This is a genomic window from Caulobacter mirabilis, from assembly GCF_002749615.1.
GTDB lineage: Bacteria > Pseudomonadota > Alphaproteobacteria > Caulobacterales > Caulobacteraceae > Caulobacter > Caulobacter mirabilis.
In genome coordinates this window covers 409,130-434,709 of record NZ_CP024201.1, presented here as the reverse complement: position 1 = coordinate 434,709, position 25,580 = coordinate 409,130, and the positions used below count along the sequence as shown (strand labels likewise).

General features: G+C 69.9%; 23 protein-coding genes. 9 read left to right on the top strand and 14 right to left on the bottom strand.

Features of this window, described 5'->3' with window-relative positions:
- Nucleotides 1-2 precede the first annotated feature (2 nt).
- Nucleotides 3-1,568, top strand: a complete 1,566-nt coding sequence (gene gcvPB / locus CSW64_RS02090; RefSeq protein WP_099620542.1) for an aminomethyl-transferring glycine dehydrogenase subunit GcvPB — start codon at nt 3-5, stop codon at nt 1,566-1,568.
- Here the strand turns inward: gcvPB and CSW64_RS02085 are convergent.
- Both CSW64_RS02085 and CSW64_RS02080 read right to left on the bottom strand, forming a co-directional pair.
- On the bottom strand, nt 1,565-2,059 hold the full coding sequence (locus CSW64_RS02085; protein WP_099620541.1) for a Hint domain-containing protein: 495 nt from the start codon (nt 2,057-2,059) through the stop codon (nt 1,565-1,567). The genes gcvPB and CSW64_RS02085 overlap by 4 nt on opposite strands.
- A gap of 1 nt (nt 2,060) precedes the next feature.
- The gene (locus CSW64_RS02080) at nt 2,061-2,447 is read right to left on the bottom strand and encodes a hypothetical protein (RefSeq protein ID WP_150131303.1); all 387 of its coding nucleotides are present in this window, start codon (nt 2,445-2,447) and stop codon (nt 2,061-2,063) included.
- 215 nt (nt 2,448-2,662) lie between these two features.
- Between CSW64_RS02080 and CSW64_RS02075 the strand changes: the two genes are divergently transcribed.
- Nucleotides 2,663-3,064: a PGPGW domain-containing protein gene (locus CSW64_RS02075; RefSeq protein ID WP_099620539.1), complete on the top strand. Its 402-nt coding sequence runs from the start codon at nt 2,663-2,665 to the stop codon at nt 3,062-3,064.
- Between the two features lie 159 nt (nt 3,065-3,223).
- On the opposite strand, the gene CSW64_RS02070 is transcribed toward CSW64_RS02075, so the two are convergent.
- The 11 genes from CSW64_RS02070 to CSW64_RS02020 form a co-directional block, all read right to left on the bottom strand.
- Nucleotides 3,224-3,736, bottom strand: a complete 513-nt coding sequence (locus CSW64_RS02070; protein WP_099620538.1) for a F0F1 ATP synthase subunit B — start codon at nt 3,734-3,736, stop codon at nt 3,224-3,226.
- Nucleotides 3,736-4,302 (bottom strand): F0F1 ATP synthase subunit B family protein, encoded by a 567-nt coding sequence (locus CSW64_RS02065; RefSeq protein WP_099620537.1) that lies wholly within the window; start codon nt 4,300-4,302, stop codon nt 3,736-3,738. Before CSW64_RS02065 ends, CSW64_RS02070 begins: the two co-directional genes overlap by 1 nt.
- A gap of 67 nt (nt 4,303-4,369) precedes the next feature.
- Nucleotides 4,370-4,600: a F0F1 ATP synthase subunit C gene (locus CSW64_RS02060; protein WP_099620536.1), complete on the bottom strand. Its 231-nt coding sequence runs from the start codon at nt 4,598-4,600 to the stop codon at nt 4,370-4,372.
- Between the two features lie 56 nt (nt 4,601-4,656).
- Complete coding sequence (locus tag CSW64_RS02055; RefSeq protein ID WP_099620535.1) at nt 4,657-5,433, bottom strand: F0F1 ATP synthase subunit A; 777 nt, start codon at nt 5,431-5,433, stop codon at nt 4,657-4,659.
- A 16-nt stretch (nt 5,434-5,449) separates the two neighbouring features.
- Complete coding sequence (locus tag CSW64_RS02050) at nt 5,450-5,803, bottom strand: AtpZ/AtpI family protein (protein ID WP_099620534.1); 354 nt, start codon at nt 5,801-5,803, stop codon at nt 5,450-5,452.
- Nucleotides 5,804-6,118: 315 nt separating this feature from the next.
- Nucleotides 6,119-7,186, bottom strand: a complete 1,068-nt coding sequence (locus CSW64_RS22380; protein ID WP_099620533.1) for an OmpA family protein — start codon at nt 7,184-7,186, stop codon at nt 6,119-6,121.
- Nucleotides 7,187-7,323: 137 nt separating this feature from the next.
- On the bottom strand, nt 7,324-8,454 hold the full coding sequence (locus CSW64_RS02040; RefSeq protein ID WP_099620532.1) for an ABC transporter permease: 1,131 nt from the start codon (nt 8,452-8,454) through the stop codon (nt 7,324-7,326).
- Complete coding sequence (locus CSW64_RS02035) at nt 8,451-9,371, bottom strand: ABC transporter ATP-binding protein (protein ID WP_099620531.1); 921 nt, start codon at nt 9,369-9,371, stop codon at nt 8,451-8,453. The genes CSW64_RS02040 and CSW64_RS02035 overlap by 4 nt, the downstream gene beginning before the upstream one ends.
- Nucleotides 9,368-10,351 carry an HlyD family secretion protein gene (locus tag CSW64_RS02030; protein WP_099620530.1) on the bottom strand — a complete coding sequence of 328 codons (984 nt, stop codon included), beginning with the start codon at nt 10,349-10,351 and terminating at the stop codon, nt 9,368-9,370. Before CSW64_RS02030 ends, CSW64_RS02035 begins: the two co-directional genes overlap by 4 nt.
- Nucleotides 10,348-10,986, bottom strand: a complete 639-nt coding sequence (locus CSW64_RS02025) for a TetR/AcrR family transcriptional regulator (RefSeq protein WP_099620529.1) — start codon at nt 10,984-10,986, stop codon at nt 10,348-10,350. The genes CSW64_RS02030 and CSW64_RS02025 overlap by 4 nt, the downstream gene beginning before the upstream one ends.
- A 248-nt stretch (nt 10,987-11,234) precedes the next feature.
- Nucleotides 11,235-13,031 carry a cation:proton antiporter domain-containing protein gene (locus CSW64_RS02020; protein ID WP_099620528.1) on the bottom strand — a complete coding sequence of 599 codons (1,797 nt, stop codon included), beginning with the start codon at nt 13,029-13,031 and terminating at the stop codon, nt 11,235-11,237.
- A gap of 84 nt (nt 13,032-13,115) precedes the next feature.
- Between CSW64_RS02020 and CSW64_RS02015 the strand changes: the two genes are divergently transcribed.
- The 7 genes from CSW64_RS02015 (at nt 13,116) to CSW64_RS01985 (ending at nt 24,432) form a co-directional block, all read left to right on the top strand.
- Complete coding sequence (locus tag CSW64_RS02015) at nt 13,116-13,520, top strand: DUF2946 family protein (protein WP_099620527.1); 405 nt, start codon at nt 13,116-13,118, stop codon at nt 13,518-13,520.
- A 57-nt stretch (nt 13,521-13,577) separates the two neighbouring features.
- On the top strand, nt 13,578-15,650 hold the full coding sequence (locus CSW64_RS02010; protein WP_099620526.1) for a TonB-dependent receptor family protein: 2,073 nt from the start codon (nt 13,578-13,580) through the stop codon (nt 15,648-15,650).
- A gap of 2 nt (nt 15,651-15,652) precedes the next feature.
- Nucleotides 15,653-16,993 (top strand): PepSY-associated TM helix domain-containing protein, encoded by a 1,341-nt coding sequence (locus CSW64_RS02005; protein ID WP_099620525.1) that lies wholly within the window; start codon nt 15,653-15,655, stop codon nt 16,991-16,993.
- A gap of 10 nt (nt 16,994-17,003) precedes the next feature.
- On the top strand, nt 17,004-17,504 hold the full coding sequence (locus tag CSW64_RS02000) for a copper chaperone PCu(A)C (RefSeq protein WP_099620524.1): 501 nt from the start codon (nt 17,004-17,006) through the stop codon (nt 17,502-17,504).
- 101 nt (nt 17,505-17,605) lie between these two features.
- A complete protein-coding gene (locus tag CSW64_RS01995) occupies nt 17,606-19,255 on the top strand; it encodes an AMP-binding protein (protein ID WP_099620523.1) in 1,650 nt (549 codons plus the stop codon).
- Between the two features lie 837 nt (nt 19,256-20,092).
- The gene (locus CSW64_RS01990) at nt 20,093-22,171 is read left to right on the top strand and encodes a M13 family metallopeptidase (protein ID WP_099620522.1); all 2,079 of its coding nucleotides are present in this window, start codon (nt 20,093-20,095) and stop codon (nt 22,169-22,171) included.
- A gap of 146 nt (nt 22,172-22,317) precedes the next feature.
- Nucleotides 22,318-24,432 carry a M13 family metallopeptidase gene (locus CSW64_RS01985; RefSeq protein WP_099620521.1) on the top strand — a complete coding sequence of 705 codons (2,115 nt, stop codon included), beginning with the start codon at nt 22,318-22,320 and terminating at the stop codon, nt 24,430-24,432.
- Nucleotides 24,433-24,668: 236 nt separating this feature from the next.
- On the opposite strand, the gene CSW64_RS01980 is transcribed toward CSW64_RS01985, so the two are convergent.
- Nucleotides 24,669-25,568: a LysR family transcriptional regulator ArgP gene (locus CSW64_RS01980; protein WP_099620520.1), complete on the bottom strand. Its 900-nt coding sequence runs from the start codon at nt 25,566-25,568 to the stop codon at nt 24,669-24,671.
- Between the last annotated feature and the right edge of the window lie 12 nt (nt 25,569-25,580).

Genomic DNA, 25,580 nt, shown 5'->3' with positions numbered 1-25,580 from the left:
GCATGAACACCGTCGGCCGTCCGACCCGTCCGGAAGCGGCGCCCGCCAACGACTACATCCACCCGACCCTGACCGGCGGCCGCGGCCTGCTGCAGGACGAGGCCCTGATCTTCGAACTGGGCGGCTGGGACAAGACCGGCGTCGACCTGCCGACGGCCGAGCGTCCGGCGGACGACCTCGACGGCCTGCTGCGCGCCGAGCCGATCGGCCTGCCGGGCCTCAGCGAGCCGGAAGCCGTGCGCCACTACGTGCGCCTCTCCCAGAAGAACCACGCCATCGACCTGGCCCTGTATCCGCTGGGCTCGTGCACGATGAAGCACAACCCGCGCCTGAACGAGAAGATGGCGCGGCTGCCGGGCTTCGCCGACATCCACCCGCTGCAGCCGCAATCGACGGTGCAGGGCGCGCTGGAGCTGATGGACCGCCTGGCCCACTGGCTTAAGACCCTGACCGGCATGCCCGCGGTCGCCATGACGCCGAAGGCCGGCGCCCACGGCGAGCTGTGCGGCCTGCTGGCCATCAAGGCCGCCCACGAGGCCAACGGCCAGGGCCACCGTAAGACGGTGCTGTGCCCGACCAGCGCCCACGGCACCAACCCGGCCACGGCGGCCTTCGTCGGCTATAGCGTCGTCGAGATCGCCCAGACCGACGACGGCCGCGTCGACCTGGCCGACCTGGAAGCCAAGCTGGGTCCGGACGTGGCGGCCATCATGGTCACCAACCCCAACACCTGCGGTCTGTTCGAGCGCGACATCCTGGACATCTCGCGCCTGACCCACGCGGCCGGAGCCTACTTCTACTGCGACGGCGCCAACTTCAACGCCATCGTCGGCCGGGTCCGCCCGGGCGACCTGGGCGTCGACGCCATGCACATCAACCTGCACAAGACCTTCTCCACCCCGCACGGCGGCGGCGGTCCGGGCGCGGGTCCGGTGGTGCTCAGCGCCGCCCTGGCGCCCTTCGCGCCGGCGCCGTGGGTCGTGCACCACGCCGACGGCTTCAAGCTGGTCGAGCAGGAGGTCGAGGAAGCCTCGGCCGCCTTCGGCCGTCTGAGCGCCTTCCACGGCCAGATGGGCATGTACGTGCGGGCCTACGCCTATATGCGCAGCCACGGCGCCGACGGCCTGCGCCAGGTCGCCGAGGACGCTGTCCTCAACGCCAACTACATCAAGGCCCGCCTGAGCGACCTGATGAGCCCGGCCTTCCCGGAAGGGCCCTGCATGCACGAGGCCCTGTTCGACGACAGCTGGCTGGAAGGCACCGGCGTGACCACGCTCGACTTCGCCAAGGCGATGATCGACGAGGGCTTCCACCCGATGACCATGTACTTCCCGCTGGTCGTCCACGGCGCGATGCTGATCGAGCCGACCGAGACCGAAAGCAAGCAGGAGCTGGACCGCTTCATCCACACCCTGCGCCTGCTGGCCGAGGCCGCCCTGGCGGCCAAGGACGGCAACGGCGAAGGCCAGCAGCGGTTCAAGGGCGCGCCCTTCCACGCCCCGCTGCGCCGCCTGGACGAGACCCTGGCGGCCCGTAAGCCCAAGCTGCGCTGGAAGCCGGAGGCCTAGGCCTCCGGTTCGGTCTCCAGGACCGAGCCCTGGAGCGAATTCGACATCTGTTCGAGGATGAAGTCGCCGGTGACGACGCCTCCTGTCTGCAGGAGGCGTCCCGCCAGCGAGCCCGGCTTCCACGGCGCATCGGTCGCGACGGCGTGGGCGCCGCCCCGGAACCGGTCGAGCGAGACCATGTAGACAACTGCCTGCGAACCGTCGGCGGCGCGCAGCCTGTCGCCCGAGGCGAGCCGTTCCGCCCTTCGGATCGCGCCGTCGGCCATCAGGAACGGGTGGTCCATCGTGGCGACGACGTCGCCGTCCGCCAGGACCACGCGGACCATCGTCCACTCGCCGCCTCCGCCGGGCGTCCCGTCGCTGAACGCCACCGTCGATGGTCGCCAGCCGTCCTCGCCGTCGGAGGCGAAGACCTTGTCCCCATGCCTGATATCCTCGATCCGCCGCGCACCGCCCGGCGCAGCGACCAGGGTTCCGTAGGCCAACGACATCTCAGGCCGCCTGCCAGCGGCCCGCGGGGCAGGCCCCGGCGCCGACCATCGTCTTGAGCCTCACCGCGCAGCCGCAAAGGCCGCAGAGGGCGCCGCCGGCCCGGACGTGCGGGCAGGCCGCGCAGGCCGCCAGCCGCTCCGCCCGCACCTCGCGCGACGGCCGTGTGACGAGCGAGACGGCGCGTCGCCAGAGGCGGGAGAGACCGCGACCGGTGTCCGGGCAATCGCAGGTGCAGGGCCCCTTGGAAAGCAGGACCATGACCTTCGCGCCGCGGGGCAGACCTTGCTGACGACAGGTCTGCTGCACGACGTGGGCAACCTTGGCGCATTCGCCGCTGCTACAGGGACCGATGTCCATGCCCGCCTCCCACCACCTGTGGGCGAGCATGAACCAATCGCGCGGCAAGCGAAAGGTGCGCAAGGGCATCACCTGAGGCATTTCGGCAACGCCGACCGGGAGATGACGCGAGACCCCGATTAAGTCTCCGTAACGCCGGAACCGGCGCCTTTACGGCGCGCTACCCCGAACACATATCCCATCCAAGCAGCGGCGCAGACATCCCGGACGCGGCGCTTCTATCCGCCCCGTGTTCGGTTCCTTCGATGTCTCTCGTCCTGACGATGCCTCGCGCCTTTACGTCCGCCGATGAAGCAGCCCGCGTCCTGCTGGCTCGCCTCACGCGTTGGGCGTTCATGGCCCTCGGCGTGGTGATCGTCCTGGCGGGGATCGCCATCGCTCCCCTGCCCGGCCCGGGCGGGATCCCGGTCATCGTCGTGGGGCTGATGATCATCATGCGCAACAGCTTCTGGGCCAAGCGGCAGTTCGTCCGCTTCCAGAAGGCGCACCCCAAGACCCTGTTCCCGATCCGCCGCCTGCTGCGGCGCGAGCCGGAGGTCCTGCCGGTGTTCTGGCAGAGCATCCTGCGGATGGAGCGGGTGGTGCTGAGCAAGGAGCGCCGCTTCGCCAGGAACCTGCGCCGCCGCTTCCGGAAGGCGCGGGCCTAGTTCTTCTCCCATCCCTCGACGCGCGCTCCTCGAGCGCTGCTCAGGATGACCGAGCTGGTGAGCAGCGGCGCCGAAGGCCGCAGGACGCCTCCGCCACAAAGAAAAAGGCCCCGCCGGCGAACCGGCGGGGCCTTCGTTCTTTCGGTCCGTACGCGTCGCCTACTGGAGGCGGGCGGCCAGGCCCTTGATCGCTTCGTCGACCGAGGCGTCGGTCTTGGCGACCGCGGTGCGGGCGGCCAGGACCTGCTCAGCCAGCTGCGAGGCCAGCTCGGCGGCGGCGGCCTTCACCTCGGCGGCGGCCTGGGCCTCGGCCGAGGCGATCTTGCGTTCGGCCAGGGCGGCGCGGCGCACAATCTGCTCCTCGAGCTTGGCCTTGGCTTCTTCCGCCAGGCGGGCGGCGTCGGCTTCAGCGGCCTTGAGCATCTCGGCGGCCTGACGCTCGGCATCCTCGCGCTGGGCGCGGATGTCGGCGAGCATGGCTTCGGCCTCGGCCCGCAGGCGCGTGGCTTCATCCAGGTTGGCCTGGATCTCGACCGCCTTGCCGTCGATCATGCCGGCGATCATCTTGCGGGCTTTCCACCAGACGACGCCGAAGAACAGCAGCAGGCCGACGCCGACCCAGAATTCCGGGTTGGACAGGTCCCAGAAATGCGCTTCGAAGAAAGCGGGCATCAGGCGTTCCCTCCGGCAGCCTTCAGCTCGACGGCCGAAGCCGTCTTGCCGGTCAGCTTCTCGACGATCGCCTTGGCGGTGTCCTCGGCGATGGCGCCGACGTTGCCCATGGCGGTCTCACGCGTCGCAGAGATCCGAGCCTCGGCCTCGGCGACCTTGGCCGCCGCCTCCGCGTCTGCCGCGGCGGTGCGCTGGGCAGCCTCGGCGGAGGCCTTGGCCCGGGCCTCGGCGGCCAGCTGCTGCGCCTGCCCACGCGCGCCGGCGACCTCGGCCGCGGCGGCGCGAGCCTGGTCCTCGGCCTCGGCCTGGACCCGCTTCGCCGCATCGAGCGCGCCGGCGATCGTGCCCGCCCGCTCGTCCAGCACCTTGCGCATGCGCGGGGCGAAGACGCGCGAGATCAGCACGTACAGAATAACGAACAGCACGAGCAGATAGGCGATCTGACCGCCCCAATGCTCGAACTGGAACTGCGGAACGCCGCCGCCGCCCGAGCCATGCTCGGCCGCCGTAGTGGCGTGCGTAGCGTCCGCGCCGTGCGGGGCCGCAGCCCCGTGAGGATCAGCCATGACCTACTCGTCCCGTGGAAAGGTTCGGCGGCGCCGTCAGGACGCCGCCGTCGATTCCGGTCGGTCCTTAGACCTGGGCCGAGAAGATCAGGAAGCCGAGCACGAAGGCCAGGATGCCCAGGGCTTCGGCCAGCGCGGCGCCGACGAACAGGTTGCCGATTTGCGAAGCGGCGGCCGACGGGTTGCGCAGGGCGCCCGACAGGAAGTTGCCGAAGATGGTGCCCACGCCGATGCCGGCGCCGATCATGCCCAGGGTGGCGAGGCCCGCACCGATGTACTTGGCGGCTGCAGCGTCCATGATTCTCTATGTCCTAATTGGTCAGAAGTTGCGGTTGGAGGTTGGACGGCCCGGCTTTAGTGGGCGTGGTCCAGATTGACCACATCGTTGAGGTAGATGCAGGTCAGGATGGCGAAGACGAAGGCCTGAAGGAAGGCCACCAGGAATTCCAGCGCGGTCAGGGCGATGACCATGGCCATCGAGACGATGCCGACCGGCGGCCCGATGATCGCGCCGAGGCTGCCGATCGCGGCCGCCGCGACGAAGCCGGCGAACACCTTCAGAGCGACGTGGCCGCCCATCATGTTGCCGAACAGACGAAGCGACAGGGTCAGCGGGCGCAGGAAGAAGGAGATCAGTTCGATCAGGCCGACGAACGGACGCATCACCAGCGGCGCGCCCGAGGGCCAGAAGAGCTTGAGGAAGCCGAAGCCGTTCTTCGCGACGCCGATGACCATCACCAGCCCGAACGTGATCAGCGCGAAGGTCACGGTGATCGCCAGCTGGGAGGTGGCGGTGAACGTCAGCATCATGCCCAGCAGGTTCATGCCGAGGATCAGCGTGAAGATCGTGAACACGAACGGGAAGTACTTGCGGCCTTCATGACCGAGCATCGAGTCGGTCATGTTGTCGATCAGGCCGAAGACGCCTTCGCCGATCGTCTGCAGTCGGCCCGGGACGACCTTGGCCTTCGAGGTCACGGCCGCCAGGAAGGCGACGATCGCGACGAAGACGATGGTCATCGCGACGTGCGAATTGGTGATCGCGAGATCGACCTTGCCGATAAGCGGAAGGGTGATGTCGGGGAAATCGACGAGCTTGTGGATCTCGAACTGTTCCAACGGGCTGGCCATCGGGCCTTCTCGCTCCTTAGTCTTCCCCGGCTTTCGAAGCCTGCGCTTGCCGCGCGGCCTCTTCCGCCTTCGCCTGCGCCATCAGCCGGTTGGCCGTACGACGCGCCATGTACAACGACAGGGCGAAGCCCAGAAGGACTCCGCCTATCACGCCCCACGGATTGGTGTGGAACAACCAGTCCACCACCGCCCCAGCGCCGATCCCGAGCAAGACCCCGCCCAGCAGCTCCGCGAGAATGCGGTAGGCTTGGCTGGTCGCCGTCGCGCCCGTGATGGACGACGCGGCGGGCTCCGTCTTCGCCTTGAGCGCCTTGGCCCGTTCGTCGAGGCGGCGGAGCGCCTCTTCGCGCGGGTCTTCAGCCTGTGGCATGGGAGCAGTCAGGTCCGAGGTTGGCTCAGGGAGAGACCCCCCAGAGCCCGGCTTGATCGCGGCGGAACCTACAGATCGCGCTGCGGTGCGTCAAGGTTGGGCGCCCACATCGTAAGGCCTTGAAGATAAAGCGATTTTTACGCCACCCCAACAGGGGGCGACAGGAAGGGCCGACACGCCGCCCGCGGAAGGCCGAAACCAGGGCCGCCTGACGCCGGGTGAACCGCGGTTGCGCTGAGTCGCATACGCTCAGAAAAGCAAAAGCCCCGGCCTTTCGACCGGGGCTTCGCTTGGCTTAGCAGCCGATGATCCGGATCAGAAGTTAACCGAGATCGTCGAACGGCGGTTCAGCGGTTCCTTCACGCCGTCGCCGGTCGGCACGGCCAGTTCCGTTTCACCCTTCCAGTCGACCTGCAGGGCGCCGGCGTTCAGGCCTTGGCCCACCAGGGCGTCGGCCACGGCCTTCGCACGACGTTCCGACAGGCGGACGTTGTACTTGGGCGAGCCCGACGAGTCGGTGTGGCCGACGACCACGACGCGCGTGGCGTTGCCGGCCGAGGCGTACTGAGCCGCTTCATTCACCACCGTCTGGGCTTCCGGCGTCAGGATCGACTGATCGAACGGGAAGTAGACGACGAACTCACGCGCCTCGTAGGCCGGCGGCGGCGGAGGCGGCGGCGGCGGGGGAGGCGGGGGAGGCGGCGGCGGCGGGGGAGGCGGCGGCGGCGGCGGGGGCGGCGGCGGGGTCACGCCGAACGCGTAGCGGATGCCGACCGTGACCGACTGGTCGTTGTACTTGCCCTTGAGCGGACCGACGTTGCCGGCGCCCGGGGCGTCGTTCTGGAAGCCGAACTCGCCGGTCTGGAAGTAGCGGTAGGTCAGGTCGACGTTCAGGCGGTCGCTGGCCTTGGCCGTCACGCCGGCCAGGAGCTGCCACGCCCAGGTGGCGTCGCTGTCGTCCACGGCGATCCGCGGAACGCCGCCGACGGTCAGGTCGCCTTCGGCCTGCGCGCTCGCGAGACCCGCGCCGGCGCCGATGAACGGATGCAGGTCGCCGTCGGGCATCAGGTCGAGGATGACGTTGCCCATCAGCGAGAAGACTTCGAGCTGACCCGGCACGACGTTCGGCACGTCGCCGGGGCGGTAGCCGCCCTCGACTTCCAGGCGCCAGTTCGGGTTCAGGCGATAGCCGAGACGCGCGAAACCAACCCAGTCATCGTCCGGGTCGACATTGTAACTGCCGACCGTGGCTTTGTAGTTGGTGTTGTCCGACCAGTGATAGCCGAGGTCGAGCGCGCCGTACCAGGTGCTGTCCTGCGCCGAAGCGCCGGAAGCCACGAGCGACACGGCAAGCGCCGCGCCGGCCAGAAGCTTCAGTTTCATAATAGAGTGCCCTCTCCTGCCCATGCGGTCATCGACCGCTGAACATCTGTTATATCAACCATCTTCCCGACGCCTAGTGTCGGCGAAGTCACACAAAACGCCAAATCCTATCCCTGCGGGGATGAATGGCAGGTTTCTCAGTCCAGAGTCGTCCGATAGCGCGCCATAGCGAGCGACACGACCACCAGAACGAATAGTCCGAGCGCGGCCAAACTAGGCCACAGGTCCGCGAAATCCAGCCCCTTGAGCAGGGCTCCACGGACAATCCTCAGGAAATGCGTGACCGGGATCGCCGTCCCCAGCGCCTGGGCCCACTCCGGCATGCCGCGGAACGGGAACATGAAGCCCGACAGCAGGATCGACGGCAGAATGTAGAACACCGACATCTGCATCGCCTGCAGCTGGGTGCGCGCCACCGTCGAGAGCAGGAAGCCGAGCGCCAGGCTGCCGACGATGAACAGCAGGATGCCGACCGACAGCGCGCCCCAGCCCCCGCGCATCGGCACGTCGAACAGCAGCTTGGCCAGCACCAGGATGAACGCCGTCTGGATCAACCCGACCAGAACATAGGGCGCCAGCTTGCCGGCCATCACCTCCAATGGCCGGACCGGCGTGGCCAGCAGGCTCTCCATCGTGCCGCGCTCGTACTCCCGGGTGACGCCGAGCGCCGTCATCATCACCAGCGTCATCGACAGGATCACGCCCAGAAGGCCGGGCACGATGTTGTAGGCGGTGATGGCCTCGGGATTGTAGCGGCGGTGGACGATCACCTCGAACGGCGGATCGGCGCGAACCGGCGCGACGGCGCCGAGCAGGTCATGGGACAGCGCCTGCTGCGGCAGGGCGGCCAGGGCCGCGACCGCGCCGCCTGTCGCGCCGGGATCGGAGGCGTCGGCCTCGACCAGGATCTGGGCCCGGTCGCCGCGGACCACCCGGCGCGTGAAGTCGGCCGGGATGGTGATGGCGAACATCACCTCGCCTCGCGAAAGGGCGCGGTCCAGTTCGGCCGGCGTCCGCGCCGTCTGGACGATGTCGAAGTAGCCGCTGTTGCTGATCGCCCCCAGGGTCGAGCGGGCGAAGGCGCCGTTGTCCTGCGCCAGCACCGCCGTCGGCAGGTGTCGCGGGTCGTTGTTGATGGCGTAGCCGAACAGCAGCAGCTGTACGATCGGCATGAGCAGGATCAGGGCGTAGGTCAGCCGGTCCCGCGTCAGCTGGGTGAACTCCTTCACCAGCACGGCGGTCACGCGGGTTAGGGAAAAGGCGCTCATCCGAAGTTGTCCTTCGACTGGCCCATCAGGTGGATGAAGACATCCTCCAGCGTCGGCTCGACCTCCTCCCAGCGCCAGGGCGGGCGGCGATAGGGCTTGATAGCCGCCTCCAGCGCCGCGCGATCGACGCCGCTGACGTGCAGGGCCGAGCCGAAAGGCGCGGCCATGTCGACGCCGGGCAGAGCGGCCAGTTCACGGGCCAGCCGATCGGCGCCGACACCCTCGGCGCGGTAGGTGACCAGGCCGGAGTCGGCGATCACCTGGTCCGCCGTTCCCCTCGCCATCAAACGGCCGTAGGCGATGTAGGCGATGTCGTGGCAACGCTCGGCCTCGTCCATGTAGTGGGTCGAGACCAGAACGGTCAGGCCCTCGGCGGACAGGGCGTGGATCTCGTCCCAGAACTCCCGGCGCGCCTTGGGATCGACGCCGGCGGTCGGTTCGTCGAGCAGCAGCAGCCGCGGCTCGTGCATCACGCAGGAGGCCAGGGCCAGGCGCTGCTTCCAGCCCCCGGACAGGCTGCCGGCCAGCTGGCGGCGGCGGTTCTGCAGGCCCAGTCGCTCCAGCGCTTCGTCCACCCGACGCCGGCGGTCCGGCAGTTCGTAGACCCGCGCCACGAAGGTCAGGTTTTCTTCGATCGACAGGTCTTCGTAGAGCGAGAAGCGCTGGGTCATGTAGCCGGTCTGGCGCTTCACCCGCTCGGCTTCGCGGCGGAAGTCCAGGCCCAGCACCGTCCCCTGCCCGTCGTCCGGCGTCAGCAGGCCGCACAGCATCCGCAGGGTGGTGGTCTTGCCGGAGCCGTTGGGGCCGAGGAAGCCGGTGATCTTGCCGGTCTCGACCTGGATCGACAGATCCTGGACGACGTGCTTGTCGCCGAAGCGCTTGTCGAGGCCGGTCACGTCGACGGCCAGCTCAGTCACTTCGCCGCCTCCGCCGGGGTCACGTCGACCGGCTGGCCGGGATTGAGGTCGCGGGGGTTGTCCGGCCGGGCCTCGACCAGGAAGACCATGCGGTCGCGGCTTTCGCGGCTGTAGATCACCGGCGGGGTGAACTCGGGCCGCGGGCTGATGTAGTCGATCGTCGCCTTCAGGTTTCGGGCGCAGCCGTCGCAGGTGAAGGCCACGCCCTGGCCCACTCGATAGGCCGACAGCGCCTGTTCGGGCACGAAGAAGCGGACCTTCACCCGGTCGTCCGGGATCAGGGAGATCACCGGCTGGTTGGCCGCCGCCCATTCGCCGTCCTGGAAGAAGACCTGCTCGACCCGGGCGGCCGCCGGCGCGCGCTGGCCGGTGCGGTCGAGCTGGCTCTGGGCCTCGGCCAGGGCGTCGCGGGCCTGCTGCAGGCCAGCCTCGGCGGCGCGAACGGCGTCGCCGCGCGCGCCCAGGGTCCCGACCTCGCGCTGGCGTTCGACGGCCTTGAGGTTGGCCGCGGCGGAGTCGCGGGCGGCGCGGGCGGTGTCCAGCCGGGCGGGAGCGTAGATCCCCTGGCGGACCAGGGGCGCGATGCGGTTGAACTCGGCCTGGGCCTGGTTGAGCTGGGCCTGGGCCGCGGCGCGCTGGGCGTCGACCACGGCCAGCTCCTGCGGCCGCTGGCCCTTGCGGGCGTCCTCCAATTGCGCCTCGGCCTGGGTCACGGCGGCGGCGGCGCGGTCACGCTGGGCGACCAGCGGCGCGGCGTCGAGCGCGAACAGCGGCGCGCCGGCCTCGACCCGCTGGCCGCGCTTCACCGACACCTGCGACACCGGTCCCGCCACCGACGAGGACAGGTACAGCGCCTCGCCCTCGACATAGCCGGACAGGGCGCGGCCGCCCTCGCGCTTCGGCCCCCAGGCTTGCCAGGCGAGCACGGCGCCCAGGACGACGACGCCGGCGACGACCGCGATGCGGACCTTGGGGTTCATGAACGGCCTCCTTCGGCCAGCATGCCGGTCAGGGCGGTGTCGATGTGCTGCGCCGCCAGGGCGCGCAGGTCGACCGGGGGCGCGCCGGCGGGGGCCATCACCTCGCGCCAGATCACCCCTAGCAGCAGCGGGCCGATCATCGAGAAGGCGTGGAGACGCGGGTCTCCGGGCCGGACCTCGCCGCGCGCCTGGGCCCGCTCGATCACCCCGACGACGGCGGCCAGGGCGCGGCCGACGACCTCCTCGTGCCAGACCCGGGCCAGGTCGGGGAAGTTGCCGGACTCGGCGATGACCATCTTGGCCACCGCGCCGATCTGGGTCGTCGCCGCCCGCTCCGCCGCGATCGTCAGCAGCATCCGGGCCAGGGTCGCGAACGGCAGGGCGAGATTGCGGGAGGCCTCCTCGACCGCCTCGATGTTCGGGGCGACCGAGGTGCGCACCACGGCGGTGAACAGGTCGTGCTTGGTCTCGAAATAGAGGTAGAGCGCGCCCTTGCTGACCCCGGCCCGGGCGGCGATGTCGTCCAGCTTGGCGGCCGCGAAGCCCTTTTCGGCGAACACCTCCAGCGCCGCGGCGACGATCTCCGCCGGCCGGGCCTCCTTGCGCCGCCGCCACTTCGGTTGGCCGGGGGGCATGCCGCCTCCTTATAACTGACCGGTCAGTTATTTATCGGCAGGGCGCGGGAGTCAAGAGAGCGGCGTTCAGCGAGGGACGCAGGGCTGGATCCTCCCCTCTGGGGGAGGTGGCTCGCCGAAGGCGAGACGGAGGGGGTTGTGCCGAGATGGGTGAAGAACCTGCGGCGCAGCCGACCAGGTGGGGCCACCGAATACCCCCTCAGTCGGCTACGCCGACAGCTCCCCCAGAGGGGAGCATCCTCGTCGTGCTAGCTCCGCCCCGCGTCCCGCAGTCGGCGCCGGCCGCCCAGCGCGTCGGGGCGGTTCAGCTCCTTGCGGAACTCGTCGCGGCGTTCGTGGATCGAGGCGATGACCAGGCCCATCGGGACGCCGATCTCGACCAGGGCCGCTTCGGAGAGCTGCAGCGAAGCCTCGATGGTCTCCGGCACCGCGTCGCTGGCGCCCAGTTCATAGAGGCGCTTGGCGTGGCGGGCGTCGCGGGCGCGGGCGACGATGGTCAGGTCGGGGCGCAGGCTCCGGGCCGTGGCCACCACCGCCTCGGCGCCGTCGGGGCTGTCCATGGTCACCACCAGGGCCTTGGCCGTGTCCAGGCCGCAGCGGCGCAGGAACTCGGCCCGAGAGGCGTCGCCGAAGAACACCGCCTTGCCGGCTCGCCGCCCGCTCTCGACCAGGCGGGCGTCGCGCTCGGCGGCGACCCAGTGGATCTCATGGCGACTCAGCATGTCGCTGACCAGTTTGCCGACCCGGCCGTAGCCGACGACCAGCACCGCCGGCGCGTCGATGCTCGGCGGCGCGGCCTCGAGCGGCGGCTCGACCGGCGTGTTCGCCTGCGGATTGGCCGCCGGACGCCCGCCCAGCCGTGCGCCGATGGCGGCCAGGAAGGGGATGCTGAACATGGTCAGGGTCGAGGCGACCAGGATGGTCTGGCCGACGTCGCGCGGGACGACGCCGCTGCCCATCGCCGCGTCCAGGATGACGAAGGCGAACTCGCCGCCTGCCGCCAGCAGCAGGCCGGTCTCCAGCGCCTGCCGCCACTTGAGCCCGAAGAGCAGGCCCAGGGCGAAGACCACGGAGCCGATCAGGGCCAGCAGGCCGAACGCGATCCCCAGGACGGTGAGCGGCTTGGCCGCCAGCAGCGACAGGTCCAGGCCGATGCCGATTGAGACGAAGAACAGCCCCAGCAGCAGGCCCTTGAACGGTTCGATGGTGACCTCGACCTCGTGCCGGTACTCGGTCTCGGCCAGCAGCAGGCCGGCGATGAAGGCGCCCAGGGCCATCGACAGGCCGGTCAGGGCCGCGATCAGACCGGCCCCGATCACGACCAGCAGCGAGGCGGCCATGAACAGCTCCTCGCTCTTGGCCTTGGCCACCGAGCGCATCATCGGCCGCAGGGCGACCCGGCCCAGCACCACCAGCACCAGCAGGCCCAAGGCCGCCGGAGCGAAGGTCAGCAGCAGGCGGGGCGAGAAGGCGTCCTCGCCCCCGCGGGCCATGACCGCCAAGGTGATCAGGATCGGCGCCACGGCCAGATCCTGGAACAGCAGCACCGAGAAGGTCGCCCGCCCGGCCTGGCTGTGCTGGCGCTTGCTCTCCGCCAGCAGCGGCATGACGATCGCCGTCGAGGACAGCGACAGGGCCGCGCCGATCGCCGCCGCCGCGGGCAGGGATTGGCCGAACAGCATCGCCACGGCGGCGATGGCGGTGGTGCTGAGCGCCACCTGCAGCGCGCCCATGCCGAAGACCAGCCGCCGCATCAGCCGCAGCCGCTCCCAGCTGAGCTCCAGACCGATCATGAACAGCAGGAAGACAACCCCGAACTCCGCCAGCTGGGCGATGTCGTCCGGATTGTCGATGGTGACCGCCTTCAGCCAGGGGACCGTGTCGGCCAGGGCGCCCAGGCCGAACGGCCCGAGCAGCACGCCCGCCCCCAGGAAGCCCAGGATCGGACTAATCTTCCAGCGCCGAAACAACGGAACGACGACCCCCGCCGTCGCCAGGAACAGAACGACATCCTTGTATTCTGCCGGCTGGACTTCTGCGGTCATGCAATCTCCAAATCACTCGGCGCGCAGTATTGACGAGCGGGCGGCGCTTGCGGAACCCCGCGATCGGGACTAATCGGCCAGTTCATGCGCATCAGCCGCCAAATTCGGCGCGGAACCGGTCGCGGCGCCCTGCCCGCGATGCTGGCGGCGCTCGCCATGCTGGTGCAGCTGCTGATCCCGGCCGCCTCGATGGCGACCGAGGCCCGCGCCGGCCAGGGCCCGGTGATCATGCTCTGCACGGCCGACGGCGCGGTCGCCGTGGCGTCCGACAACGTTCCCGACCACGGCAAGGGCTTCGGCGGCTTCAAATGCCATGACTGCGTCATGGTCAGCGTGGCCGCCATCGGCCCGGCCACGCCGCTGGTCCTGCCCGTGCGCTACGCGGCGGCCATCGAAACCCTTCCGGCCGGCCATGAGCGGCCCCAGGCCCGCAGCCGCGCGCCGCCCCGGCCGCCTTCCACCGCACCGCCCGTCTCCCTGAACGCCTGACCTTCGCCGGGCCGCGCCTGCGCGCGCCCGTTCCGTCACGTTCGGGGGATCCAACCCATGCCATCCATCCAGCGCGCCAGCCTGCGCGCCCTGCTGCCCGGCGTCGTCGCCGGCGCCTTCGCCCTGCCCGTCCTCGCCGCCGAGGCCGACACGCCCGCCACCGTCGACTCGGTGATCGTCACCGCCCGGCCCGATCCGGAAGACCCGGCCGTCGTCGCCGACGCCCGCCGACGCCTGTCGCAGACCCCGGGCGCCGTCTCGGTCGTGTCGCAGGAATCCTTCGCCAGCCGCCAGGCCCTGGCGCTCGACGACATGCTGCGCGACGCCCCCGGCGTCTACGCTCAGCGCAAGTGGGGCGGCGACATCCGCATCTCGATCCGCGGCTCCGGCATCGGCAACGCCAACCACAACCGCGGCCTGCTGATCGCCCAGGACGGCCTGCCGCTGAACGAGGCCGACGGCTACGGCGACAGCCAGGTCGCCGACCCGCTGACCACCCGCTTCGTCGAGGTCTGGCGCGGCGGCAACGCCCTGCGCTTCGGCGGCGCCCTGCTGGGCGGGGCGATCAACATGGTCACGCCGACCGGCCGCGACGCCGGGTTCGACAACCAGATCCGCATCGACGGCGGCAGCTTCGGCCTGCTGCGCGAGCATGTCGCCCTCGCCCGACAATGGGGCGACTGGGACGCCTACGCCGCGGCCACCAACCAGACCGGCCAGGGCTGGCGCTCGCAGAGCCAGCAGAACATCCAGTTCGCCACCCTGAACCTCGGCCGAACCTTCGGCGAGGACCGCGAGGTCCGGTTCATCCTGAACGGCGCGAACATCAACCAGGAGATCGCGGGCGCCCTGACGATGAACCAGTTCGAGGCCGATCCGCGCATGACGCCGCCGGGCAACTACAGCCTCGACTACCAGCGCAACCAACGGACGCTGCGCGGCTCGCTGCGCACGACCTGGCGGCTGAGCGACAGCACGGTGTTCGAGGGCGCGCTCTATGGCCTATGGAAGGACCTCGATCATCCGATCTTCCAGGTCATCGACCAGCAGAGCCGCAACTGGGGCGCCTTCGGACGGCTGACCTGGGCCGGCGAGATCGCGGGGATGCGGGCGGACGCCTACGGCGGGGTCTGGCTCCGCACCGGCGACATGGACTCCAACTTCTACGTCAATCTGGGTTCGGCCCGCGGGCCGGAGCGGTCCCGCACGCTCCAGAACGCCGGGGCGACCGACGTCTTCGGCGAGGGGCGACTCTTCGTGGCCGACAATCTGGCCGTCGTCGCCGGCGCGACCTGGGGCACGGCGCGCCGCGACTACGAGAGCTTCGCGCTGCCCGGCGTCGCCGGCACGTTCAACCTCAAGGCCTCCAAGGACTACGACTGGATCGCCCCGCGCTTCGGCCTGCTCTGGGAGTCGCAGGACGGCGTCCAGGTCTTCGCCAATGTGACCAAGTCGGTCGAACCGCCGAACTTCGGCGCCATGAGCCCGACCGGCACCGGCTTCGCGCCGGTCGAGGCCCAGGAAGCCTGGACCGCCGAGGTCGGGACGCGCGGCCGGCGCGGCGACTTCACCTGGGACGTCACCCTGTATCGCGCCTGGCTCGACGGCGAGATGCTGCAGTATGTCGTCGACAACAGCGTTGGCATCCCGGCCTCGACCTTCAACGCCGACAAGACCATCCATCAGGGCCTGGAGGCGGCGCTGGACTGGCGGTTCGCCAAGGCCTGGCGGCTGCGGCAAAGCTGGACCTGGTCCGACTTCCGCTTCGACGGCGATGTGAAGTACGGCGACAACCGCCTGCCGATCGTGCCGGAGCACTTCTATCGGGCCGAGCTGCGCTACGACGATCCGCGCGGCTGGTTCGTGGCCCCGTCGGTGGAATGGTCGGCGAGCGACATCTGGGTCGACTACGTCAACAAAACCCGTGCGCCGTCCTACGCGATCCTGAACCTGAACGCGGGCTGGAAGGTCACGCCGGCGGTCGCGGTCTATGTCGACGCCCGGAACCTGACCGACGAGACCTATGTCTCCAACGTCCAGGCCGCGATCACCACGACGCCGGCCGGCACGGCGGCCTACTGGCCCGGCGACGGCCGGTCGGTCTACGCCGGCCTGACGGTGGCCTTCTAGCCATGGCCGCGAGCGACATCGGGACCGCGCCGCCGACGGGCCCCCTCTATCGCATCGTCTGGCGGTGGCACTTCTATGCCGGGCTGGTCTGCCTGCCGTTCCTGGTGCTGCTCGCCACGACCGGGGCGCTGTACCTGTTCCGCGACGAGCTGAGCCTGCTGGTCGAGCGCCAGCGGCTGGTCGTGGCGGAGCACGGCCCCGCCCTGCCCGCCGACGCCCTGATCGCCCGCGCCAGGCTGGCCGCGCCGGGACAGGCGGTGCGCTATACGCCGCCGCCCGCGCCGGACCGTTCGGCCGAGGTCGGGGTGCGGACGCCGGGCGGGGAGGTGGTGGGCGTCTTCCTCGACCCCGCCGGCGGCGAGGTGCTGGACGTCGTCGCGGACGACGCCCGCCCCATGAAGCTGATCAGCCGCATCCACAGCCTGGCGATCGCCGGCAAGGTCCCCAACCTGATCATCGAGATCGTGGCGGGCTGGGCGATCCTGCTGGTCGCCTCGGGCGTCTTCCTGTGGTGGCCGCGCGGTCGGGCGGGCGGGGTCGTCACCGTCCGCGGCGCGCCGTCGCAACGGATCTGGTGGCGGGACCTGCACGCCGTCATGGGACTCTTCGCGGCGGCGATGGTCCTGTTCCTGGCGGTGACCGGCATGCCCTGGTCGGCCTTCTGGGGCGATCGCTTCCGCCAGATCGTCAACGACGCGGGCCTGGGCAAGCCGGCCGGCGCCCAGGCGGCCGGCCTGGCCTCGGACGCCGCGCTCGCCGCCGTGATCCCCGGGTCCTGGACCATGGACGCCACGGCCGCGCCGACGGTGACGCCGTCGGGGCCAAGGCCTCTGCCCGTGGCGGCGGTCGAGGCCGTCGCCGCGCGGCTGGGCATGGCGCCCGGCTATGTCATCCGCCTGCCCGTCTCCGCCGGCGGAGTCTATACGCTGCAGCTCTATCCGAAGGAGGCGACGGGCCAGCGCGTCGTCCACCTGGACCAGTACAACGGCAAGGTGCTGGCGGACGTCGGCTATCGCGACTATGGCGCTGGATCGAAAGCCGTCGAGATGGGGATCGCCATCCATACCGGCGGCCAGTTCGGACGGGCCAACCAGCTGCTGATGCTGGCGGGTTGCCTGGCGATCATCGGCCTGGCCGTCTCGTCCGCGGTGATGTGGTGGAAGCGACGCCCCCGCGGCCGGCTGGCCGCGCCGCCGCCGCCGTCCGCCAAGGCCCTGTCGGCGTTCGCCGTCTTCGCCCTGGCGATCGGCGCCCTGTTTCCCCTGCTGGGACTGTCCATCGTGGCCGTCCTGCTGATCGACCGCCTGGTCCCCGCGTTTCTCAAGCACAAGTACGCCCTGTAGGAGTTCCTTCGTGAAAGCCCTCTACGCCGCCCCCCTCCTCGCCCCTATTCTCGCCCTGGCGCTCGCCGCCTGTTCGCCGGCCAAGGCGCCGGTCCCGCCCACGTACGACGTGGCGGGCGTCAAGGTCGCCGGGCCTTACAGCCGCCCCGCCGCCCAGGGCGGCAACGGCGCCGGCTTCTTCAGCCTGACCAACGGCAACACCGGCCCCGACATCCTGTTCTCGGTGGAGTCCCCCATCGCCGACCACGTCGAGATCCACGAGTCCTCGGTCGAGGGCGGCATGATGAAGATGCAGCACCTGGAACGGGGCGTGCCGCTGCGCGCCGGCGAGACGGTCGAATTCAAGCCGGGCGGCAAGCACCTGATGTTCATCGGGCTGAAGCAGGCGCTCAAGCCGGGCGACAAGATCCCGGCCACCTTCGTGCTGGAGCACGCCGGGCGAGTCCCCGTCGAGCTGACCGTCCAGGGCGGCGCCCCCAAAGGCGCCGGGATGGACCACAGCGCTCATTGACGTAGCGGAACGACGCCAGGGCACGCGTTGACTCCCTCTACCTGAACACCGCTAACTTGCCCTGACGGCCCGCCAGAGGCCGCAGGGCAAGGGAGACGCGTATGACCACCGGCTGGAATTTCGCCGACGTCTGGGAGGAAGTCGCCAAGGCCGCGCCGGACCGACCGGCCCAGATCCAGGGCGATCGGACCATCGCCTGGCGGGACTTCGACCGGCGCGCCAACGCTCTGGCGGCGCATCTGCTGGCGGCGGGCCTGGGCCAGGGGGCCAAGGTCGCCGCCTATCTCTACAATGCGCCGGAGTACCTCGAGAGCTACTTCGCCGCCTTCAAGGCGGGGCTGTCGCCGGTCAACACCAACTACCGCTACGAACCGGAAGAACTCTTCTACCTGTTCGACAACGCCGACGCCGAGGCCATCGTCTTCCACGCCGGCTTCGCGCCCAAGCTGGAGGCGATCCGCGGGCGGCTGGACAAGGTGAAGACCTGGATCGCGGTCGCCGACCTGGGCGCGGACATTCCAGATTGGGCCGTCGCCTACGAGGACGTCGTCGCGGCGGGCGCGGATCGGGCCGTCGCCCCCTGGGGCCGCTCGGGCGACGACCTGATGCTGCTCTACACCGGCGGCACCACCGGCATGCCCAAGGGCGTGATGTGGCGCCAGGACGACCTCTTCCAGGTGCTGGGCGCGGGCGGCAATGTCCTGGCCATGATCCCGCCGTTCGAGACTCCGGCCGACGCCGGCGAGCGGCTGCGCACCGGCAAGGTCGGCGACATCGTCCTGCCGCCGCCGGGCTCGGCCATCGCCGCCTGCCCCCTGATGCACGGCACCGCCCAGTTCAGCAGCTTCGCGGTGATGAGCGGCGGGGGCTGCATCGTCAGCCTGCCGTCGCGCAAGTTCGACCCGATCGAGCTGTGGGGCGAGGTCGAGCGCCTGGGCGCGACCAGCATCGCCATCGTCGGCCAGGCCTTCGCCCAGCCGATGCTCGAGGCGCTGGAGCGGAATCCGGGCCGCTGGAACCTGGCGTCGCTGACCCGGATCGGCTCGTCCGGAACGGTCTGGAGCCACGAGAACAAGCAGGCCCTGCTGGCCCTGCTGCCGCCGGGCGCGATGCTGTTCGACAGCCTGGGCTCCTCGGAGGCCGTCGGACTGGGGACCTCGGCCTCCATGGCCGGCGCCGAGGCGAACACGGCTCAGTTCCTGGTCGGGCCCAACGCCGCGGTCTTCACCGAGGACGGTCGCCGGGCGCAGCCCGGAAGCGGCGAACGCGGCCTGGTCGCCGTCGGCGGCTTCATCCCGGTCGGCTACTACAAGGACCCCGAGAAGAGCGCCAAGACCTTCCGCATTTTCGAAGACCGGCGCTGGTCGGTGCCCGGCGACTTCGCCGAGGTCGAGGCCGACGGGGTCATCAAGCTGCTCGGCCGCGGCTCGCAGGTGGTCAACACCGGCGGCGAGAAGGTCTTCCCGGAAGAGGTCGAGGAAGCGCTGAAGACCCATCCCGTGGTCCGCGACGCGGTGGTGGTCGGGGTGCCCGACCCCCGCTTCGGCGAGCGGGTCTGCGCGGTGGTCGACGTCGGCGCCGCGGACGCTCCGACGCTGGAGGAGCTGACCGCCCACGTGAAGGGCCGCCTGGCCGACTACAAGACGCCCCGCGCCCTGGTCGTCGCCGCCGTCGTCCGCGCCGCCAACGGCAAGGTCGACTACAAGGCGGTCCGGGCCCAGGCGCTGGAAGCGCTGGGAGTGCAGGCGTAGGGACGCGCGGAGACGGGGGACACGCCCCCTTCGGAGCCTGTCCCCGGGCTGGGGAGGTGGTGCGGAGCGCTCCGGTCTGACCCGGATGTCTGTTGGGTACGCTTTGTCAGAATGATCAGGCCGTGCGCTCCGCGAGGTCCGTCTGATCGGGAGCGACGGTAGGCAGCCCTGTTCGGGCTTAGCCGTTCTGCCCCCGGCGGGCGGGCGACGCGGGTACTGGCGCGTCGTCCCGGATGCGCGAGTAACCCCCTCGCGCCTGGCCCCGCTCGGACCCCGGCCCGTCGCCGCAAGAGCACCTGCGCATGCGCCCTCCCCGTGCGACGGGATGAGATGAGTATGGAACGGGTTTCGAGGCCGGGGATCAGGTCCGATCTATCCCCGCATTTTCACCCGGAAAGCCGAACGAAATCAGCGGAGGGCTCCGCGGATATCCCCGGGGACATGCTCCCGCAGGGTGCGTGTCCCCTGCGCTCCCCTGCGTGGTTCGAGACGCTCGCTTGAAGCTCGCTCCTCACCATGACGCATTCAGCAAGGTTCTGGGCTCGTCATCCTGAGGAGCGAGCCTGGCGAGCGTCTCGAAGGACGCACCGCGCCTCCGCCACCTCCGTCATCCTCGCGCTCGTCGCGAGGACCCATGCCTGGTGAGGCGGCCGTCCCGGCGCGACCTCGCCGCCGCCCGTGTTCATGGGGGGCGGAACAGGTCCGACCATGACGGAGAGGGGGTGGGAGCACGTCCCCCGCCCCGCCGCGACATTCCGCGCATGAACATTCTGTAAGGTGCGCAAGTTTCGACCCGGGTGCATGGTCCCGCCAACTCAAAAACTGCCGGGAAACCCCATGAAACGCGTGCTTCTTTCCGCCGCCGCGGCGCTGGCCCTCACCGCGGCCGCCGGCGTCTTCACCTTCGCGCATGCCGCCGAAGCCGCCGCGACCACGACCGCCGCCGCGACCGACGCCACCAAGGCTGCCCGCATGGGCGTCTGGGGCTTCGATCTGTCCGGCATGGACCGCGCCGCCAAGCCCGGCGACGATTTCGTCCGCTTCTCGACCGGCAAGTACCTGGATCAGCTGACCATTCCGTCGGACCGCGCCAGCTGGGGCTCGTTCAACGCCCTGGCCGAGCTGTCCAACAACCGCACCAAGGCGATCATCGAGACCGCCGCCGCCTCGGCCAAGCCGACCGGCGAGGCCCAGCAGATCGGCGGCCTCTACAAGAGCTTCATGGACGAGGCGGCGGTCGAGAAGCTCGACGCCAAGCCGCTGGCCGGCGACCTCGCCGCCATCAAGGCCGCCGGCACCCGCGAGGCCATCGCCCAGCTGATGGGCGCCTCGCAGGGCCGCTTCGGCGGCGCCTTCTTCGGCTCCTACATCTGGCAGGACGCCAAGGCCCCGACCCAGTACGCGGTCTACACCTCGCAGGGCGGCCTGGGCCTGCCCGACCGCGACTACTACCTGGACGCCAAGTTCGCGGACAAGAAGACCGCCTACCGCGCCTATGTCGCCAAGATGCTGACCATGGCCGGCTGGGCCAACCCGGAGAAGGCCGCCGACTCCATCCTGGCGCTGGAGACCGAGATCGCCCAGGCCAGCTGGACCAAGGTCGAGCAGCGCGACGCCGACAAGACCTACAACCCCAAGAGCTTCGCCGAGCTGGAGACCCTGGCCCCCGGCTTCCCGTGGCAGGCCTGGCGGAAGGGCGCGAGCCTGACCGGCACGGACCGGATCATCGTCGGCGAGCCCTCGGCCTTCACCAAGATCGCGGCCATCTACGCCAAGACCCCGATCGAGACCCTGCAGGCCTGGCAGGCCTTCCACACCGTGGACCAGGCCGCGCCCTACCTGTCGAAGCGCTTCGTCGACGCCAACTTCGACTTCCAGGGCAAGACCATGTCGGGCCAGCCGGAGCAGCGCGCCCGCTGGAAGCGCGGCACCGGCCTGGTCGGCAACTCGCTGGGCGAGGCGGTCGGCAAGCTCTACGTCACGGCCTATTTCCCGGCCGAGTCCAAGGCCAAGATGGAGAAACTGGTCGGCGATCTGCTGGTCGCCATGAAGGGCCGCATCGAGAAGCTGGACTGGATGAGCGTCGAGACCAAGGCCCGCGCCCAGAAGAAACTGTCCACCTTCACCGTGAAGATCGGCTACCCGGACAAGTGGCGTGACTACAGCGCCCTGAAGATCAACCCCGCCGATCTGTACGGCAACGTCGAGCGGGTCAACGCCTTCAACTGGGCCTACGAGGTCAACAAGCTCGGCAAGCCCGTCGACCGCGGCGAGTGGGGCATGTTCCCGCAGACGGTCAACGCCTACTACAATCCGACCATGAACGAGATCGTGTTCCCGGCCGCGATCCTGCAGCCGCCGTTCTTCGATCCGGACGCCGACCCGGCCATCAACTACGGCGGCATCGGCGCGGTCATCGGCCACGAGATCAGCCACGGCTTCGACGACCAGGGCCGCAAGTACGACGCCGACGGCAGCCTGACCGACTGGTGGCAGCCCCAGGACGCGACCAAGTTCGAGGCCCAGACCAAGCGCCTAGGCGCCCAGTACTCGGCGTTCGAGCCGCTGCCGGGCCTCCATGTGAACGGCGACCTGACCATGGGCGAGAACATCGGCGACCTGGGCGGCATCCTGATCGCGCTCGACGCCTACCACCTGTCCCTGGGCGGCAAGCCCGCGCCGGTGATCGACGGCCTGACCGGCGACCAGCGGTTCTTCCTCGGCTTCGCCCAGATCTGGCGCAGCAAGTACCGCGACGACGCCATCAAGCAGCAGGTGGTCAGCGACCCGCACTCGCCGACCTACTTCCGCACCTACGGCACCGTCCAGAACGTCGACGCCTGGTACGACGCCTGGGGCGTGAAGCCCGGCGACAAGATGTACGTGAAGCCGGAAGACCGCGTCCGCATCTGGTAGTCGGACCACGGATCGCCGAACGACGGGCGGGGACGGATCGCAAGGTCCGTCCCCGTTTTCGTGATCGGCATGACAAAAAAGTAACGTTGGCGGCCACGTCCGGGATGCAATGTGCGCGCCATCGAAGTTCTAGGGACGAACCGACCATGAAGACCTTGCTGCTGGGGGCCGCCGCGGCGACCGCCCTCATCCTGGCGGCCACGCCGGCCGCCGCGCACGAGGAGCACGCCTGCCTCGACGCCTTCTGCCAGACCGAAGCGCTGTTCGCCGACGCCGCGACCAGCGGCGCGGACGCCACGGCCTCGCTGGAAAGCCCGCGCTACGGCGCCTGGGGCTTCGACATCACCGGCATGGACCGCGCGGTGAAACCGGGCGACGACTTCTTCGAATGGGCCAACGGCGCCTGGTACAAGCGCACCGAGATCCCGTCCGACCGCACCCGCTTCGGCAACTTCGACGCCCTGGCGGTCCTGTCCGAGAACCGCACCCGCGCCATCATCGACGAAGCCGCCGGCGGCAAGATCCAGGACGCCGACGCCGCCCGCATCGGCGCCGCCTGGAAGGCGTTCATGGACGAGGCCGGCATCGAGAAGAAGGGCGCCCAGCCGATCAAGGCCGAGCTGGACGCCATCCGCGCCGCCAAGTCGCGCGATGACATCACCACGCTGATGGGCCGCGCCAACACCACGGGCTACACCGCCCTGCTCGGCGTCGGCGTCAGCGACGACCAGAAGGCCCCGACCAGGTACGCCGTGTACGCGGGCACCGGCGGTCTGGGCATGGAGCGCGACTACTACCTGGACGCCAAGTTCGCGGACAAGAAGGCCGCCTACGAGGTCTACATCGCCAAGATGCTGACCCTGATCGGCTGGCCCAAGCCCGCCGAGCACGCCAAGGCGGTCCTGGCCTTCGAGACCCGCGTCGCCGAGGCGACCTGGACCCGGGTCGAGCGCCGCCAGCGCGAAAAGACCTACAACCCGATGAGCCTGGCCGAGCTGCAGGCCTACACGCCCGGCTATGACTGGAACCGCTTCCTCGATTCCGCCGGGCTGAAGGGCGTCGACCGCCTGGTGCTGACCACCAACACCGCCTTCCCGAAGATGGCGAAGATCTACGGCGAAACCGACCTCGACACGCTGAAGGCGTGGCAGGCGTTCCACGTCGCCGACGGCGGCGCGCCGCTGCTGTCGAAGGCCTTCGTCGACGCCGCCTTCGACTTCAACAACAAGACCCTGCTCGGCCAGCCCGAGCAGAAGCCGCGCGCCAAGCGTGGCGTCGACTACGTCAACGGCATGGTCGGCCAGCCCGTCGGCCGGCTGTACGTCGCCCGCTACTTCCCGCCGGAGTCGAAGGCCAAGATGGTCGACCTGGTCGCCGACATCCGCTCGGCGATGAAGGCCCGGATCGAGAAACTCGACTGGATGAGCCCGGCGACCAAGGTCCAGGCGCTCGACAAGCTGTCCAAGTTCGGCGTGAAGATCGGCTATCCGGACGAATGGCGCGACTACAGCGGCCTGGTGGTCAAGGCGGACGACGCCTACGGCAACGCCAGGCGCTCGGCCGCCTTCGAATGGGCCTATCGCGTCAACCGCCTGAACGGACCGGTCGACAAGGCCGAGTGGGGCATGACGCCCCAGACCGTCAACGCCTACTACAGCCCGGTGAAGAACGAGATCGTCTTCCCGGCCGCGATCCTGCAGGCGCCCTTCTTCCATCCGGACGCCGACCCGGCCGTCAACTACGGCGGCATCGGCGGGGTGATCGGCCACGAGATCAGCCACGGCTTCGACGACCAGGGCCGCAAGGGCGACGGCGACGGCGTGCTGCGCGACTGGTGGGCCCCGGAGGATGCGGCCAAGTTCAAGGTCCAGGCCGACCGGCTGGGCGCCCAGTACTCGTCCTACGAGCCGCTGCCCGGCCACAAGGTTCAGGGCGGCCTGACCATGGGCGAGAACATCGGCGACATGGGCGGCCTGTCGCTGGCCTACGACGCCTACGTCATCTCGCTGAAGGGCAAGCCGGCCCCGGTGCTGGACGGCTTCACCGGGGAGCAGCGCGTGTTCCTGGGCTGGGCGCAGGTCTGGCGCGGCAAGTACCGTGACGAGGCCATGCAGCAGATGGTGGCCTCCAACCCGCACTCGCCGCCCTACTACCGCGTCAACGGCACGATCCGGAACCTGGATCCCTGGTACAAGGCGTTCGATGTCGAGGCTGGCCAGAAGCTCTACATCGCGCCGGAAGAGCGCGTGCGGATCTGGTAGCCGCGGCTACGGACTGAATGGACTGCGGAAGGGGCGGCGCTCAGGCGTCGCCCTTTATCGCTTGGGCGTCAGCTTCAGCCTCGGATCGCTCAATCTTTCCCCGACTATCCCCGCGAAAGCGGGGATCCAAGCTGAGCTTCAAATCCGGCGACGCCAGCGACGCCGCACCGTCGCTTGGGTCCCCGCTTTCGCGAGGACATACGGTGATATTGCCACCGAACGTCGACGTTCGAGCCTCAGGTCGGGTCGAGATGCTCGCGGGCCGCCTGACGGACGGCGGCGGTCAGGCGGTCGATCAGCGAGGCGCCGATGCGGCTGTGCTGCCAGTACAGCTTCACCCCGATGCGCCGGCCGGGCAGCAACTCGACCAGCCGTCCCGCCGCCAGATGCTCAGCGGCCAACATCACCGGCGCCATGGTCCAGCCCAGCGAGACCAGCGCCAGGTCCAACATGCCCTGGGTCGAGGGCGCCCAGTGGGTCGGCGGGGCCAGTTCGGCGCCCAGCGACTCCGCGGCCCAGCGGACCTGCAGCCGGTCCCGCCGATCGAAGCGCAGGATCGGCGCAGCCTCCAGGCCCTCGGCGTCCACGCCGCCGGGGAAGAACCGCGCCACGAACGCCGGGCTGGCCAGCGCCGTGTAGGTCAAGGTTCCCAGCGGGACGATCCGGCAACCGGCGACCAGGGTCGGATCGGCGGTGACCGCCGCCAGGACCTCGCCCGAGCGCAACTTGTCGGCGGTGTAGTCCTCATCGTCGAGGATCAGGTCCAGCAGCGCGCCGGCATCCTCGGCGAAACCCGCCGCGGCCGCCGGAAACCAGGTGGCCAGGCTGTCGGCGTTGACGGCGGCCCGCACCGTGCGGCGCTCGGCGATTTCCTCGCGGCTCAGGCGCGGCAGGGCCGAGACGACATCGCCCTCGAGCAGCCGGACCCGCTCGACATGAGCGCACAGCCGTTCGCCGATCTCCGTCGCCCGACAGGGCTGACCACGGACGACCAGCACCGCGCCAAGCCGCTCCTCCAGGCCCTTCACCCGCTGCGACACCGCCGACGGGGTCACGCCCAGGACATGGGCGGCGCGTTCGAACGAGCCTTCCCGGACGACGGCGGCCACGGCGGCGAGGGCGAGATAGTCGAGCATTAGGTCAGCTTA